Source organism: Aeromicrobium sp. UBA7512, assembly GCF_002476985.1.
Classification (GTDB): Bacteria; Actinomycetota; Actinomycetes; order Propionibacteriales; family Nocardioidaceae; genus Aeromicrobium; species Aeromicrobium phoceense.
The window spans coordinates 133,999-147,818 of record NZ_DLNK01000001.1; the positions used below are offsets into that span (position 1 = coordinate 133,999).

General features: G+C 70.6%; 13 protein-coding genes. 11 read left to right on the top strand and 2 right to left on the bottom strand.

Annotation, left to right across the window (positions count from 1 at the left end; all coding sequences use genetic code 11):
- The first annotated feature begins 16 nt into the window (after window positions 1-16).
- Complete coding sequence (locus B2363_RS00725) at window positions 17-694, top strand: TetR/AcrR family transcriptional regulator (protein ID WP_286927738.1); 678 nt, start codon at window positions 17-19, stop codon at window positions 692-694.
- A gap of 57 nt (window positions 695-751) precedes the next feature.
- Here the strand turns inward: B2363_RS00725 and B2363_RS00730 are convergent, their stop codons facing one another.
- Window positions 752-2,206, bottom strand: a complete 1,455-nt coding sequence (locus tag B2363_RS00730) for an MFS transporter (protein WP_286927739.1) — start codon at window positions 2,204-2,206, stop codon at window positions 752-754.
- Window positions 2,207-2,357: 151 nt separating this feature from the next.
- Between B2363_RS00730 and B2363_RS00735 the strand changes: the two genes are divergently transcribed.
- From B2363_RS00735 to B2363_RS00775, 9 genes are all read left to right on the top strand, one after another.
- Window positions 2,358-3,557 (top strand): acetyl-CoA C-acyltransferase, encoded by a 1,200-nt coding sequence (locus B2363_RS00735; protein ID WP_286927740.1) that lies wholly within the window; start codon window positions 2,358-2,360, stop codon window positions 3,555-3,557.
- Window positions 3,557-4,414 (top strand): enoyl-CoA hydratase-related protein, encoded by an 858-nt coding sequence (locus tag B2363_RS00740; protein ID WP_286927741.1) that lies wholly within the window; start codon window positions 3,557-3,559, stop codon window positions 4,412-4,414. The genes B2363_RS00735 and B2363_RS00740 overlap by 1 nt, the downstream gene beginning before the upstream one ends.
- Window positions 4,411-4,710 (top strand): putative quinol monooxygenase, encoded by a 300-nt coding sequence (locus B2363_RS00745; RefSeq protein WP_286927742.1) that lies wholly within the window; start codon window positions 4,411-4,413, stop codon window positions 4,708-4,710. The genes B2363_RS00740 and B2363_RS00745 overlap by 4 nt, the downstream gene beginning before the upstream one ends.
- A gap of 43 nt (window positions 4,711-4,753) precedes the next feature.
- Complete coding sequence (locus tag B2363_RS00750) at window positions 4,754-5,377, top strand: TetR/AcrR family transcriptional regulator (protein WP_286927743.1); 624 nt, start codon at window positions 4,754-4,756, stop codon at window positions 5,375-5,377.
- Window positions 5,378-5,453: 76 nt separating this feature from the next.
- Window positions 5,454-6,671, top strand: a complete 1,218-nt coding sequence (locus tag B2363_RS00755) for an acyl-CoA dehydrogenase family protein (protein WP_181754533.1) — start codon at window positions 5,454-5,456, stop codon at window positions 6,669-6,671.
- Window positions 6,664-7,833: an acyl-CoA dehydrogenase family protein gene (locus tag B2363_RS00760; protein ID WP_286927746.1), complete on the top strand. Its 1,170-nt coding sequence runs from the start codon at window positions 6,664-6,666 to the stop codon at window positions 7,831-7,833. Before B2363_RS00755 ends, B2363_RS00760 begins: the two co-directional genes overlap by 8 nt.
- On the top strand, window positions 7,830-8,891 hold the full coding sequence (locus B2363_RS00765; RefSeq protein WP_286927748.1) for an acyl-CoA dehydrogenase family protein: 1,062 nt from the start codon (window positions 7,830-7,832) through the stop codon (window positions 8,889-8,891). Before B2363_RS00760 ends, B2363_RS00765 begins: the two co-directional genes overlap by 4 nt.
- A 40-nt stretch (window positions 8,892-8,931) precedes the next feature.
- On the top strand, window positions 8,932-9,702 hold the full coding sequence (locus tag B2363_RS00770) for an SDR family oxidoreductase (RefSeq protein WP_181754539.1): 771 nt from the start codon (window positions 8,932-8,934) through the stop codon (window positions 9,700-9,702).
- 166 nt (window positions 9,703-9,868) lie between these two features.
- Entirely contained in the window at window positions 9,869-11,425 is a 1,557-nt protein-coding gene (locus B2363_RS00775) for an ABC transporter substrate-binding protein (RefSeq protein ID WP_286927750.1), read from the top strand.
- Between the two features lie 173 nt (window positions 11,426-11,598).
- Here the strand turns inward: B2363_RS00775 and B2363_RS00780 are convergent, their stop codons facing one another.
- Window positions 11,599-13,116, bottom strand: coding sequence for an ATP-dependent DNA ligase (locus tag B2363_RS00780; RefSeq protein ID WP_286927751.1), 1,518 nt, complete (start codon window positions 13,114-13,116; stop codon window positions 11,599-11,601).
- 59 nt (window positions 13,117-13,175) lie between these two features.
- Here B2363_RS00780 and B2363_RS00785 point away from each other — a divergent pair, with 59 nt between their 5' ends.
- Window positions 13,176-13,799, top strand: a complete 624-nt coding sequence (locus B2363_RS00785) for a hypothetical protein (RefSeq protein ID WP_286927753.1) — start codon at window positions 13,176-13,178, stop codon at window positions 13,797-13,799.
- Window positions 13,800-13,820: the final 21 nt, after the last annotated feature.

The following is a 13,820-nucleotide window of genomic DNA, read 5'->3' on the forward strand; positions in this document are numbered from 1 at the left end:
CCCTTAGGATGACGGCATGAGCAGCTCTGCAGAGAGTACGACGCGCCATCGGCGCTCCGCCGGCTTCTCCGGCGAGGCGCCGTCGCGCGAGCTGCCCACGACCCCTCGTGGGCTGCGTACGCGCGCCAACCTCATCGACGCGGCGCGCGTCGTGTTCGAGCGCGACGGCTTCCTCGACGCACGGCTCGTGGACATCACCACCGAGGCGGGCATCTCCGCCGGCTCCTTCTACACGTACTTCGACAGCAAGGAGGAGATCTTCTCCGCCGTGCAGGCCGAGGTCGAGAAGGAGATGCTGCACCCCGACGTCCGGGCGGTCACCGGCGGGGACGACCCGGTCGCCCAGATTCGTGAGGCGAACCGCGCCTACCTCGAGTCCTACCAGCGCTTCGCGCCGTTCATGCGGCTGATGGAGCAGGTCGCGAACATCGACGACAACTTCCGCGACCTGCGACGCAAGCGCGGTGAGGCGTTCGTCGAGCGCAACGCCAGGAGCATCAAGCAGCTGCAGGACCAGGGCATCGCCACGAAGGACATCGATCCGAAGCTGGCGTCGTTCTTCCTGTCCGGCATGGTCGCCCGGGCGGCGTACTCGCGATTCGTGCTGGGCGAGGAGTGGACGATCGAGGAGATGGTCGACTCGCTCACGCAGCTGTGGGTGAACGCGCTGAAGATCTCGTCGCCCGCCTCCTGAGGTCGCACGCGAAGGGCCCCTGACGACTCGTCGTCAGGGGCCCTTTCGTCGTGTCGGTCAGGGCGTGAGGTCGCGAGCCGTCTCGGGCTCGTCCGTTGCCGGCTCCGCAGCGCGGGCCGCGGCCACGTCGCGTCGGGGGATGCCGACGAGGGTGATGACGATGCTGAGGACCATGGTCACGGCGCCGATCGCGAAGACGATGGCGAACACCGACTCCTCGGGGTGGTCGTCGGGCATCAGGTGGCTCGCGATCAGGGCGACGACGAGCGCACTGCCCAGCGCGCTGCCGCCCGAGCGCATGATCGAGGCCATCGCGTTGGCCAGGGCGGTCTCCTCGGGGCGCACGACCGAGGTGACGACGGCCGGGACGGCGGCGAAGCCCATGCTGAAGGCGAAGTTCGTGATGACGCCGCCGAGGATGACCTGCCAGACCTCGTCGTGGAACGCGAACAGCTGCACGTAGCCGATCAGGCCGACGACCGAGGCGACCAGGAGGGTGGCGCGGCCGCCGAAGCGGGTGACCCACACGCCGCCCAGGGGCGAGGCCACGATGCCGATGCTGGCGGCGGGCAGCAGGTAGACCAGGCTCGTCTCCAGGACCGAGGCCGAGAACCCGTGGCCGTGGCTCTCCGGCACCTGCACGAGCGCGGTGAGGCTCAGGAAGATCAGGAACATCCCGAAGCCGATGAAGAAGCCGATCGCGTTGGCCGACGCGAGCGTGCGGTCGCGCAGCATCGCCACCGGGACGAGGGGCTCGGTCACGCGGTTCTCCACCGCGAGCCACACGGCGAAGGTCACCACCGAGCCGGCGAGCGTCGCGGTGGTGGTGACGCTCGTCCAACCCCAGTCGTTGCCCTGCGTCATGGCCAGCAGCACCAGCACGAGCGCGACGCCGAGCAGGAATCCGCCGAGCCAGTCCACGCGTCCGGCGGCGTGCGGCCGGTCCTGGGGGATGACGACCACCGACATCACGAACAGGACCAGCGCGACCGTCATCGTGAACCAGAAGATGTTGCGGTAGTCGCGGTCGCCGTGGGTGAGGACGCCCGTCAGCACGAGGCCCGCGCCGGCGCCGACGCTGATCGCGCCGGTCAGGAACGAGAGCCCGAGGGGCAGCCGTCGCATCGGGAGGTGCTCACGCAGCAGGCCGACCGCCAGCGGGAACAGGCAGAAGGACGCTCCCTGCATGGCGCGGGCCACGAGCAGGATCCAGTACGACGACGTGACCGCGGCGAGCAGCGATCCGATCGCCACCGCGCCCACGACGACGAGCACGAGGCGGCGCCGGCCGTGCAGGTCGCCGGACTTGCTCAGGACCGGGGTCAGGACGGCCGCGGCCAGCAGGTTGATCGTGACGACCCAGCCGATCGCGGCGGTGGAGACCTCGAGGTCGCGGCTCATCTTGCCCAGGACCGGCACGGCCATCGTCTGCAGCAGTGCGGTCACGGTGGAGAGCAGGGACAGGACGATGACCAGCGCCGCGCCTGATCGACGCGCGGTGTTCCGTGCCATCGGTGTCCATCCCACTTCCCTGCGGGGCGCGTTGTTGACATCGGGGGGACAACGAGCCAAAGTTGAAACTGAAGTAAGATTCATATTACCTGTTCCGCGCCGCCGGCGCGAGGACTCTCGACCATCGACTTTCGGATCAGAAGGAACGCTCATGAGAGAGGCAGTTGTCGTCTCGACCGCCCGCACCCCCATCGGCAAGGCCTATCGTGGTGCCTTCAACAACACGCAGGCCCAGGAGCTGGCGGGTCACGCCATCGCTGAGGCCGTGAAGCGTGCAGGCATCGATGGCTCGGAGGTCGAGGACGTCGTCTTCGGCGCCGCCATGCAGCAGGGCAGCAGCGGGTTCAACGTCGCACGCCAGGCGGCGCTGCGCGCGGGCCTGCCCACCTCGGTCGCCGGCATGTCGGTGGACCGCCAGTGCGCCTCGGGCCTGATGGCCATCGCCACGGCCGCGAAGCAGATCGTCGCGGACGGCATGGACATCACCGTCGGCGGCGGCGTGGAGTCCATCTCGCTGGTGCAGAACGAGCACATGAACGGCCACCGCGCCAACGACCCGTGGCTCGAGCAGCACCGCCCCGACCTCTACATGCCGATGCTTCAGACGGCCGAGATCGTGGCCGAGCGCTACAACGTCAGCCGCGACGCCCAGGACGAGTTCGCCCTGCTCTCGCAGCAGCGCACCGCCGCCGCGCAGGAGGCCGGCCGCTTCGACGACGAGATCGTGCCGTTCGAGTCGGTCCAGCTGGTCCAGGACCGCGAGACGAAGCAGATCAGCGAGCAGCGCGTGACCCTGGCGAAGGACGAGGGCAACCGCCCCTCGACCACGCGTGAGTCGCTCTCGGGCCTGTCGGCCGTGCTGCCCGACGGTCAGGTGACGAAGGTGTCCAGCGTGACCGCCGGCAACGCCTCGCAGCTCTCCGACGGCGCTTCCGCCTCGGTGCTCATGGAGCGCAAGGTCGCCGAGCAGCGTGGCGCGAACGTCCTCGGCGTCTACCGCGGCATGGCCGTCGCCGGCTGCGATCCGGACGAGATGGGCATCGGCCCGGTCTTCGCGATCCCGAAGCTGCTCAAGCACCACGGTCTGACGGTCGACGACATCGGCCTGTGGGAGCTCAACGAGGCCTTCGCGTCGCAGGCGCTGTACTGCCGCGAGGCCCTCGAGATCGACCCCGAGCGCTACAACGTCAACGGCGGCGCGATCTCGGTCGGCCACCCGTACGGCATGACCGGCGCCCGCCTCGTGGGCCACTCGCTCATCGAGGGCAAGCGTCGCGGCGCGCGCTACGTCGTGATCTCCATGTGCATCGGCGGCGGCATGGGTGCCGCGGGCCTCTTCGAGGTCGCGTGATGTCGAAGCTCATCAACGGCACGAGCACGGACGACGACGTCTACGGCGAGGTCGCGGACGGCATCGGCACCATCACGCTGAACCGTCCCGACCGCCGCAACGCGCTGTCCGATGCGATGGTCGCCGGCCTGGAGACCCTGCTCGACGCGATGCAGGACTCCGAGGACGTCGGCGTCATCGTCATCACGGGCGCCGGCAAGGCGTTCTGCTCCGGTGGCGACGTCCAGGACTTCGACGCCAAGGGCGGTGAGGGCGGCGGCAGCTCGGAGGTCGACGTCGAGGCCGTCGAGGCGCAGCGTCAGGCGCAGCGTGCGACGGTGGGCAAGATCTACCGCAGCCGCAAGCCCGTGATCGCCGCGATCCCCGGCGCGGCCGCCGGCGCCGGTCTGGGCCTGGCCCTGGCCGCCGACTTCCGGATCGGCAGCGAGCGCGCCGTCTTCGCGACGGCGTTCGGCGCGGTCGGCCTCTCGGGCGACTTCGGCGTGGCGTGGCTGCTCAACGACATCGTCGGCCCGGTGAAGGCGCGGGAGCTCATGCTCCTGAACCCGCGCGTCCGCGCCGAGGAGGCCCGCAGCCTGGGCCTGCTCAACGAGGTCGTGTCCGAGGACGAGTTCGACGCGCGGGTGCGAGCCCTCGCCGAGCAGCTCGCCAACGGTCCGGCCCAGGCGTACGAGTACATGCTGGACAACCTCGACCGCGCCCCCCGCGTGAGCCTCGAGGAGAGCATGGACGCCGAGGTGCCCCTGCACAAGGCGACCGGGCTCACCGAGGACCACATCGGCGCCGTGCGCGCCTTCGTGGAGAAGCGCACGCCCGTGTTCGGCCGCCGTGCCGCGACCGCTGGAGGAGACCGATGATCAACGTGACCGCCGCCGTCACCGTCCGCGAGGACCGCACGGCCGAGTTCGAGCAGGCCGTCGCGGCCGCCCGGCCGGCCATGCTGGTCGACGAGGGCTGCACCCGGTGGGACCTGCAGCGCGTGAGCGGCAGCCAGGTCGACTACGTGCTGATCGAGGAGTACGCCGATGGTGACGCGCTGCGTCGCCACGGCTCGTCGGCCGAGTTCGCCACGTTCGGCGAGGTGCTGAAGGATCTCGTCGCGGGCCCGCCCGTCATCTCGGTGCTCAGGCCCGTCGGTGAGCAGATCAAGTAGTCCCGACGGTCATGCCCCCGGGTCGTTGGTCGACGAGAGCACCTTGCGCTCGTTGCCCGTGACGGCCCGGGGGCAGCGGACCCGTGAGTCGCTCGTGAGGGCGGCGCGAGGCGTGTTCGAGCGCGACGGGTTCATCAACTCCCGCCTGACCGACATCGCGCGCGAGGCGAACACGTCGATCGGCACCTTCTACACCTACTTCGACAGCAAGGACGAGATCTTCACGGCCGTCCTGCAGGTCGCGCAGGAGGACATGCTGCACCCCGGCCTGCCGCGCGTCGAGGAGGATCCCCAGAACATCGCGGCCGTCCTCGAGGCCAGCAACCGGGCCTACTTCGAGGCGTACCGGCGCAACGCCAAGCTCATGGTGCTGCTGGAGCAGGTCGCCACGATCAACCCCGACTTCCGCGCGCTGCGCGTGCAGCGCTCCACGCTGTTCACCGACCGGGTGGCGCGCTGGGTGGAGTCCGCCCAGGAGTCCGGACTGGCCGACCCCGGGCTCGATCCGGTGATGACGTCGCGCGCGCTGTCCAGCATGGTGAGCCGGCTGGCCTACTACTCCTTCGCGCTGGGGGAGGGCTACGACCTCGACGCGATGGTCGAGACGTCGACGAAGCTGTGGTTCAACGCGCTGGGCATGACGCTCCCGTCGCGCGCCTCGGCCTGAGCCGGACCGGCCATTGCCATCCGCGGGGCGAGGCGCTAGCCTGAGTTGAATCTGAATTCACCTTTGGGAGTACCCCGTGGAATTTGCTTACGACGCCACCACCAACGACCTGATCGAGCGCCTGACCTCGTTCATGGACGAGTTCATCTACCCCGCCGAGGCGACGTTCTGGGAGCAGCTCGAAGCAGCTCCCGACGTGTGGTCGCCCCCGCCGGTGATCGAGGGCCTGAAGGTCGAGGCGAAGAAGCGCGGCCTGTGGAACCTCTTCCACCCGGGCGCCGAGGGCGCCGGCCTGACGAACCTCCAGTACGCGCCGCTGTGCGAGATCATGGGCCGCAGCCTGCACCTGGCCCCGACCGCCACGAACTGCGCAGCGCCCGACACGGGCAACATGGAGGTGCTGAGCATGTTCGGCACCGACGAGCAGAAGAAGCAGTGGCTCGAGCCCCTGCTCGAGGGCGAGATCCGCTCCGCCTTCGCGATGACCGAGCCGGCCGTGGCCAGCTCCGACGCGACCAACATCGAGACCTCGATCGTGCGCGACGGCGACGAGTACGTCATCAACGGCCGCAAGTGGTTCATCTCCGGTGCGATGAACCCGAACGCCAAGATCATGATCGTCATGGGCAAGACCGACCCCAACGCGTCGCGTCACCGCCAGCAGTCGCAGATCCTCGTGCCGCGGGACACCCCCGGCATCGAGATCAAGCGCGGCATGCGCGTCTTCGGCTACGACGACCGCGACCACGGCGGCCACGCCGAGGTGATCTTCACCGACGTGCGCGTGCCCGTCACGAACCTCATCGCCGGTGAGGGCGAGGGCTTCGCGATCGCCCAGGCCCGCCTCGGGCCCGGCCGCATCCACCACTGCATGCGCCTCATCGGCATCGCCGAGCGCAGCCTCGAGCTGATGGTCGCGCGAGCCAACGACCGCGTGGCGTTCGGCAAGCCGCTGAGCGAGCAGGGCGTCGTCCGCGACTGGATCGCCGAGTCGCGCGTCAAGATCGAGCAGATCCGCCTGCTGACCCTCAAGGCCGCGTGGCTCATGGACACCGTCGGCAACAAGGGTGCCCACACCGAGATCCAGGCCATCAAGATCGCCGCCCCCCGCACGGTGGAGTGGATCGTCGACAAGGCGATCCAGGTCCACGGTGGTGGCGGACTCAGCCAGGACTTCCCGATCGCCGAGTGGTTCGCCCAGGTGCGCACGCTGCGCTTCGCCGACGGGCCGGACGAGGTGCACAAGAACGCCCTCGCGCGTCACGAGCTGCGCAAGGCGGGGACGCGTGACTGACGTTCGCGCCGAGGTGGCGGCACTGCTCGAGCGCTTCGACCTCGCCACGGTCGACCCGGTGGAGTTCCTCGGGGCCCGGTTCGACGCCGGTCTCGCGTGGGTCCACTTCCCGGTGGGCCGCGGCGGCCTGGACCGCCCGCGTGACGAGCAGCAGATGGTCGAGCAGCTGCTCGCCGAGGCGGGTGCCCCGGCGCCCGACCTCGGTCTGAACAGCATCGGCCTGGGCATGGCGGCGCCGACGCTCATCGCGTTCGGCACCCCCGAGCAGCAGGAGCGGTACCTGCGCCCCCTCTTCACGTGCGAGGAGGTCTGGTGCCAGCTCTTCAGTGAGCCCGGTGCCGGCTCCGACCTCGCGGGCGTCGCGACGAAGGCCGTCCTCGACGGCGACACCTGGATCGTGAACGGCCAGAAGGTCTGGACCTCGGGGGCGCAGAACGCCCAGCGCGCGATCCTCGTCGCCCGCACCGATCCGACCGTGGTCAAGCACGCCGGCCTGTCGTACTTCGTCGTCGACATGGCCGATCCGGGCGTCGACGTGCGTCCCCTGCGCCAGATCACCGGCGAGGCCGAGTTCAACGAGGTCTTCCTGAACGACGTGCGCGTGCCGGACGCCGACCGGGTCGGTGATGTCGGCCAAGGTTGGCGCGTGGCCACCACGACGCTCAACAACGAGCGCGTGGCGATCAGCAGCGGGGCCGACCGCGAGGCCGGCCAGATCGGCATCGTCACCGAGCGGTGGCGCACCGACCCGTCGGTCCGCTCCGCCGCCGAGCACGACCGGCTCATGTCGTGGTGGGTCGAGACCGAGGTGACCCGCCTCGCGGGCGAGCGCCTGCGCCAGCAGCTGGCCGTCGGCCAGCCCGGCCCCGAGAGCTCGGCGATGAAGCTCGCGTTCGCGAAGCAGGCACAGCAGGTGTCCGGCTTCGCGCTCGAGCTCGATCCCGACGCGGGGCTGCAGTACGACGACTGGACCATGGTGCGCACCGCGTCCGCGAGCTTCCTGGGCCGCGGCCCGGGCTTCCGCTACCTGCGCGCCAAGGGCAACTCGATCGAGGGCGGCACGTCCGAGATCATGCGCAACGTCGTGTCCGAGCGCGTGCTGGGCCTGCCCGCCGACCACCGCCCCGACAAGGGCGTCCCCTTCAACGAGGTGCCGCGATGAGTGAACTGCTCTACTCCGACGTCGAGGAGTCGCTGCGCTCGAGCGTGCGCGGCGCGCTGAAGCGCACCGTCGACCCCTCGACCGTCGCGGCGCTCTACGACGCCCCGGAGACCGACGTCTCCGCCGCCTGGTCCGCGCTCGCGGGCGACCTCGGCCTGGCCGGACTGCTGGTTCCCGAGCAGTGGGGAGGAGCGGGTGCTGGTGCGCGCGAGGCCTCCGTGGTGCTCGAGGAGCTCGGCCGCACCGTCGCGCCCGTCCCGTTCCTGGAGAGCGCGGTCATCGCGACCACCGCCCTGCTGTCGGTCGAGGCTCAGGACGTCCTGCCCCGGGTGGCCTCGGGCGACCGCCGCGCCGTCCTCGTCCTGCCGTGGTCGGCCCGTGCCGGCGCCTGGTCGGCGGGGGACGGTGCCACGGCTCCGGTCGCGGGCGCCATCGGCGCCGACCTCTTCCTGGTGCCCACCTCCGAGGGCGGAACCGTGCGGCTCGTGCTGCACGAGACCGCCGACGTCACGCCGCTCACGTCGCTCGACATGAGCCGGCCGCTGGCGTCGGTCACCCCGACGGGCGAGGGGCAGGTGCTCGCCGAGGGTGACGCCGCGGTCGCCGCCGTCGACGCGGCGCTGGCCGCGGGTGCCGCGCTGCTGGCCTCCGAGCAGCTGGGCCTGGCCCAATGGTGCCTGGAGACCACCGTGGAGTACGCGAAGACGCGCATCCAGTTCGCCCGGCCTATCGGCTCGTTCCAGGCGATCAAGCACCGGCTCGCCGACCTCTACCTCGAGGTCACCCAGGCGCAGGCGGCCGCGCGGTACGCGGCCGACACGCTCGCCACGAGCGATCCAGACGCCCCCGTCGCGCAGGCCGTGGCGCAGTCGTACTGCTCCGACGTCGCGCTGCACGCGGCCGAGGAGGCGCTGCAGCTCCACGGCGGCATCGGCATGACGTGGGAGCATGCGATCCACCTGTACCTGAAGCGGGCCAAGTCCGACCAGCTCGCGCTCGGCACGCCCGCGGCGCACCGTTCCGACCTGGCCGGTCTCGTCGACCTGCCGCAGTCCTGACCCCCCGACCCACCTCACCCACCACCTGGAGGATCCACGCATGGACACCACGTCACTGTTCTCACTCGAAGGCCGCACCGCTCTCGTCACCGGAGGGTCCCGCGGGATCGGCCGGATGATCGCCGAGGGCTTCCTCAAGCAGGGCGCCCGGGTCTACATCTCGGCCCGCAAGGCCGAGGCGTGCGACGCCACCGCCGCCGAGCTCTCCGAGTTCGGCACCTGCGTGTCGCTGCCGGCCGACGTCTCGACGCTGGACGGCATCAACGACCTCGTCGCGCGCTACCGCGAGCACGAGTCGAGCCTGGACATCCTGGTCAACAACGCCGGTGCCGCCTGGGGCGCGCCGTTCGACGAGTTCCCCGAGTCCGGCTGGGACAAGGTCATGGACCTCAACGTCAAGTCGTTGTTCTTCCTGACGCAGGCGCTGAAGTCGGACCTCGTGGCCGCCACGGGCGACCACCTCGCCAAGGTCATCAACATCGCCTCGATCGACGGCATCAGCCTGAACCCGCAGGAGACGTACTCCTACCACGCCAGCAAGGCCGGGGTCATCCAGCTGACGCGCCGCATGGCGATCCGCCTGATCGAGGACGACATCGCCGTCAGCGGCATCGCGCCGGGCGCGTTCGCCTCGAACATGAACAAGGACGCCCGCGACCACGCCGAGGAGATCAAGTCCTCGATCCCGTCGGGCCGCATCGGCACGTCCGAGGACATGGCCGCCGCCGCGATCTACCTGGCGGCACGGTCGGGCGACTACGTCGTCGGCTCCACCATCACGGTCGACGGTGGCGTCACGCACGCTCGCTGAGACAGCTTCACGGAGGGGCCGCGCGGAGATCCGCGCGGCCCCTTTCTCGTAATTGAAACCAACTTCATATAAACCTGAGTTCAACATTGACTTTGCGAGTCGCCGGCCTCAGGATGGGCTGAACATGTGAGACCGATCACATGTCCATCGGAGGGAAAGGCTGGTCATGTCGAGACGAGTTCAAGCTTCAGCACTGGTGACGATCGCGGCGCTCACGCTGGCCGCGTGCGGCGGGGAGTCCGGGGGAGCGGAGGGCCCGGCGGGAGAGGTTCCCGAGAGCCTCGTCATGGATCTGCGCAACGACATCGACACCTTCGACCCGGCGATCTCGTCGTCGGACCAGGGATCGATGCAGCTGTTCGAGGCGCTCTACGACACCCCGGTCCGCCAGGACCGCAAGACGGGCGGCGTCGCGCCGGCCATGGCCACGAAGTGGGATGTCACGCCCACGAAGGTCGTCTTCACCCTGCGGCCCGACCTCAAGTGCAGCGACGGCTCCGACCTGCTGCCGTCGGACGTCGCCGACAACATGAAGCGCCTCGCCGACCCGAAGTCCGGCTCGCCGTTCACCGGACGCCTCTTCGGTCCCGGTGGCGCGAAGTCGATCGTCGGCGACGACGAGGCCGACACCCTCACGATCGAGGTAAACCAGCCCCACGCGGACATGCTCGAGTCGATGACCAACGCGTTCGTCGTCTGCCCGAAGGGCCTCGAGGACGTCGAGAGCCTCGGCACCGAGCCGCAGGGCTCCGGCCCCTACAAGATCGCCTCGATGAAGCGCGGCGACGAGTACGTGCTCGAGTCCTGGGACTCGCCCGCCCTCGGCGAGGACGAGGAGGTCCCGGCGAAGATCACGATGCGCGTCGTGACCTCGGACTCCACCCGCGCCAACCTCTTCGAGACCGGGGCCACGGACATCGCGGCGATCCTCGGCCGCGACAACGAGCGCCTCGTGCAGGACAACGACCCGATCCAGGGCAAGGCCTACGGCGCCGACGCCATCTCGTTCAACGAGCGCGAGGGCCGTCCGTTCGCCGACGAGCGCCTGCGTCGCGCCGTCGCCCACGCGATCGACCCCGAGGGCTTCACGAAGGCCGCCTCGTTCGGCCTCGGCGAGCCCACCCGGACCTTCATCACGCCAGACATGAACTGCTACACCCCGGAGAACGAGCAGTTCACCCCGGAGTTCGACCTGGACACTGCGAAGAAGGAGCTCGAGGCGGCCGGCTACGGCCCGGGCGGCAAGGAGCTGACGGTCGAGATGCTGGGCTACGACGTCCAGAACTCCGGACCGGAGTACCTGGCCGACGCGGTGCGCCAGCTGGGCATCAAGGTCAACATCACGAGCGGCACGCAGGCCCAGGCTGCGGGCACGATCTACGGCGACGACGAGGACTGGGACATCATCGTCTACCCGTACCAGACCGCGATCCGCACGCCGTTCCCCATGGCCACGAAGATGAGCTCGGTCTACGGTGAGGGCGGCGCGCTGAACTGGGGCCGCGTCGACAACGACAAGTTCGACGCGATGGTCAAGGACCAGCTCTCGAAGGTCGAGGGCGACGAGCGCTGCAAGCTCTGGGGCGAGGCCGAGGCCGCGCTGCTGGAGCGGGTGGACTTCGTCCCGCTGATGATCCCCGTCGTGAACTACTTCACCAAGGGGCTCACCTTCGACGCCGGCTACCGCGTCGTGAACCTGCGCAGCATCCGCAACGCGGACTGACGCCCACGGACCAGCAGCCCCGCCGGATTCCTCCCCGGCGGGGCTGCTGTCTGTCCGGGCATGGTCTCGATACGCCCGCTCGTTCCTCGCGGTGCTACTCGACCACCGGTCCGGTGATCGAGTAGGTGGCGAGCGCAGCGAGACGCCGTATCGAGATCAGGCGAGGGTTCTGCTCAAGCGCCGGCGAGCGAGCGGACAGTCTCGATCGTGTCGGCCTCGTGCGGCGCCTTGTCGTCGCGGTAGCGGACGACGCGGGCGAAGCGCAGGGCCAGGCCGCCGGGGTAGCGCGTGGAGCGCTGGAGTCCGTCGAAGGCGATCTCGACGACCTGCTCGGGGCGGACGTGGACGACGTGGCCCTCGCGGTGCGTCTCCAGCGCGAGGAGCCGCTCGGTCTGCCACGCGAGCATGGCGTCGGTCATCCCCTTGAAGGTCTTGCCGAGCATCACGAAGCCCGTCGGGGACGACTCGTCGCGCGCCCCGAGGTGGATGTTCGAGAGCCAGCCCTGGCGCCGGCCGGAGCCCCACTCGACGGCGAGGACGACGAGGTCGAGGGTGTGGACCGGCTTGACCTTCACCCAGGCCGAGCCGCGGCGGCCCGCGGCGTAGGGAGCGGAGAGGTCCTTGAGGACGACGCCCTCGTGGCCGGCGGCGACGGTCTCCGTGGCGAAGGCGTCGGCGGCGGCCGCGTCGGAGGTGACGAGTCGGCGGACCCGGTGGGCCTCGGGCACCAGCGCGTCGAGCGCGGCCGTGCGCTCGTGGCCGGGCGCGTCGAGCAGGTCGCGGCCGTCGACGTGGAGCACGTCGAAGAAGTGGGGCGTGATCGCGACGCCGGCGGCCTGGGCGGTGCGGCTGGCGGTGTCCTGGAAGGCCATCGGACGGCCGTCGTCGGACAGCGCGAGCGCCTCGCCGTCGAGCACGAACCGCGTGGCGGACAGCGAGCGGGCGACCGCGACCACCTCGGGCAGCCGGTCGGTGATGTCGTCGAGGCTGCGGGTGACCACGAGCACCGCGTCGCCGTCGCGGTGGACCTGGATGCGGATGCCGTCGAGCTTGGCGTCGACGGCGACGTCGGTGCGGCCATCGGGGGAGAGGCCGGCCATGGCGGTGACCACGTCGGGCGCACTCGAGGCCAGCATCGGCATGACCGGTCGGCCGACCTCGAGGCCGATCGCGGCCAGTGCCTCCTCGCCCTCGAACGCGGCGCCCGCCGCGGCGACCGTGCTGCCGGCGAGCATTGCCGCCCGGCGCACCGCCGCCACCGGCACCCCCGCGACCTGTGCCACGGCCTCCTGCGTGACGGCGTCGAGCGCGCCCTGGCGCAGGTTGCCGGTGACGATCGCCCGCAGCCACGCCTGCTCTGCGGCGGTGGCCCGCGCGAAGAGGTCGGCGACGGCCTCCCGGCGGTCGCGCTGGGAGCCCGACCCCGACAGCCGCGACATCGCCTCGAAGGCGGCGTCGACCTCGAGCACGCCCAGCGACGGCTCGTCGGACGGCGGCGTCGGGGCGCTCACGCCCCGCCAGCCGAGGCCCGTGCGCCGCTGGCGCAGCGCGCCGCCGAGGTAGGACACGACGACCTCGAGCTCGTCGGGCTCGACCCGGCCAAGGAGCTCGGCGAGCAGCGCCACCTTAGCCTTCCGGGAGCGCGTCGCGGCGACCTCGGTGGAGGTGGCGACGAGCTCGGCGAGCAGCATGCCCCCATCCTGCCGCTCGTCACCGACAGCCGCTGGCCCCGAGCGGGCAGGATGGGCTCGTGAAGTCGGGTCGAATCAGGGAGCGCTTCGTCGGCCGCATCGCCGGCGTCGGCAGCACGAGCGGGATCCGCGTGGTCGTCGGGCGCTGGGACGCCTCACCGTGGGGTGCGTTCGCGGACGTGATGATCGAGGACGCGGCCGGTCACCGCGTGCTGCTGGCCCCGTCCGAGCGGGTGCGGGACTTCGTCGCGGCGACCTACACGTTCGACGAGCACGTCATCGAGCCCGTGCCCGTGACGGACACGGCCGACGGGTGGCAGGTCGCGACGCCGTCGCTGTCGCTGCGGTTGGTGGTTGGTGGGCGGACGCCGCTGGGTGCGCTGCTCGGCCTCGTGCCGGTGCGGGTGGCCACCGCGCCCGCCTGGTGCGGTGCGATCGACCCGGTCGCGCGGGTCGTGATGCGGGGCGTGCGGACACGCGGAACGGCCGGCAACGACCGCCGCGAGTGGTACGGCGCCACGGGGATCGTCTCGGTGGACGCGATCGCCGGGACGTGGCGGGGGGCCGATCTCGGGGACCTCCGGCCGGTGGACCCGCCGTGCCGCTTCGGGTTCTCGAGCACGCCGACGAGGCCGTCGGTCACGAGTGTCGTGACGACGATCGAGCGGTCGTTCCCAGCGTGATCTCGATACACCGTCTCGCTG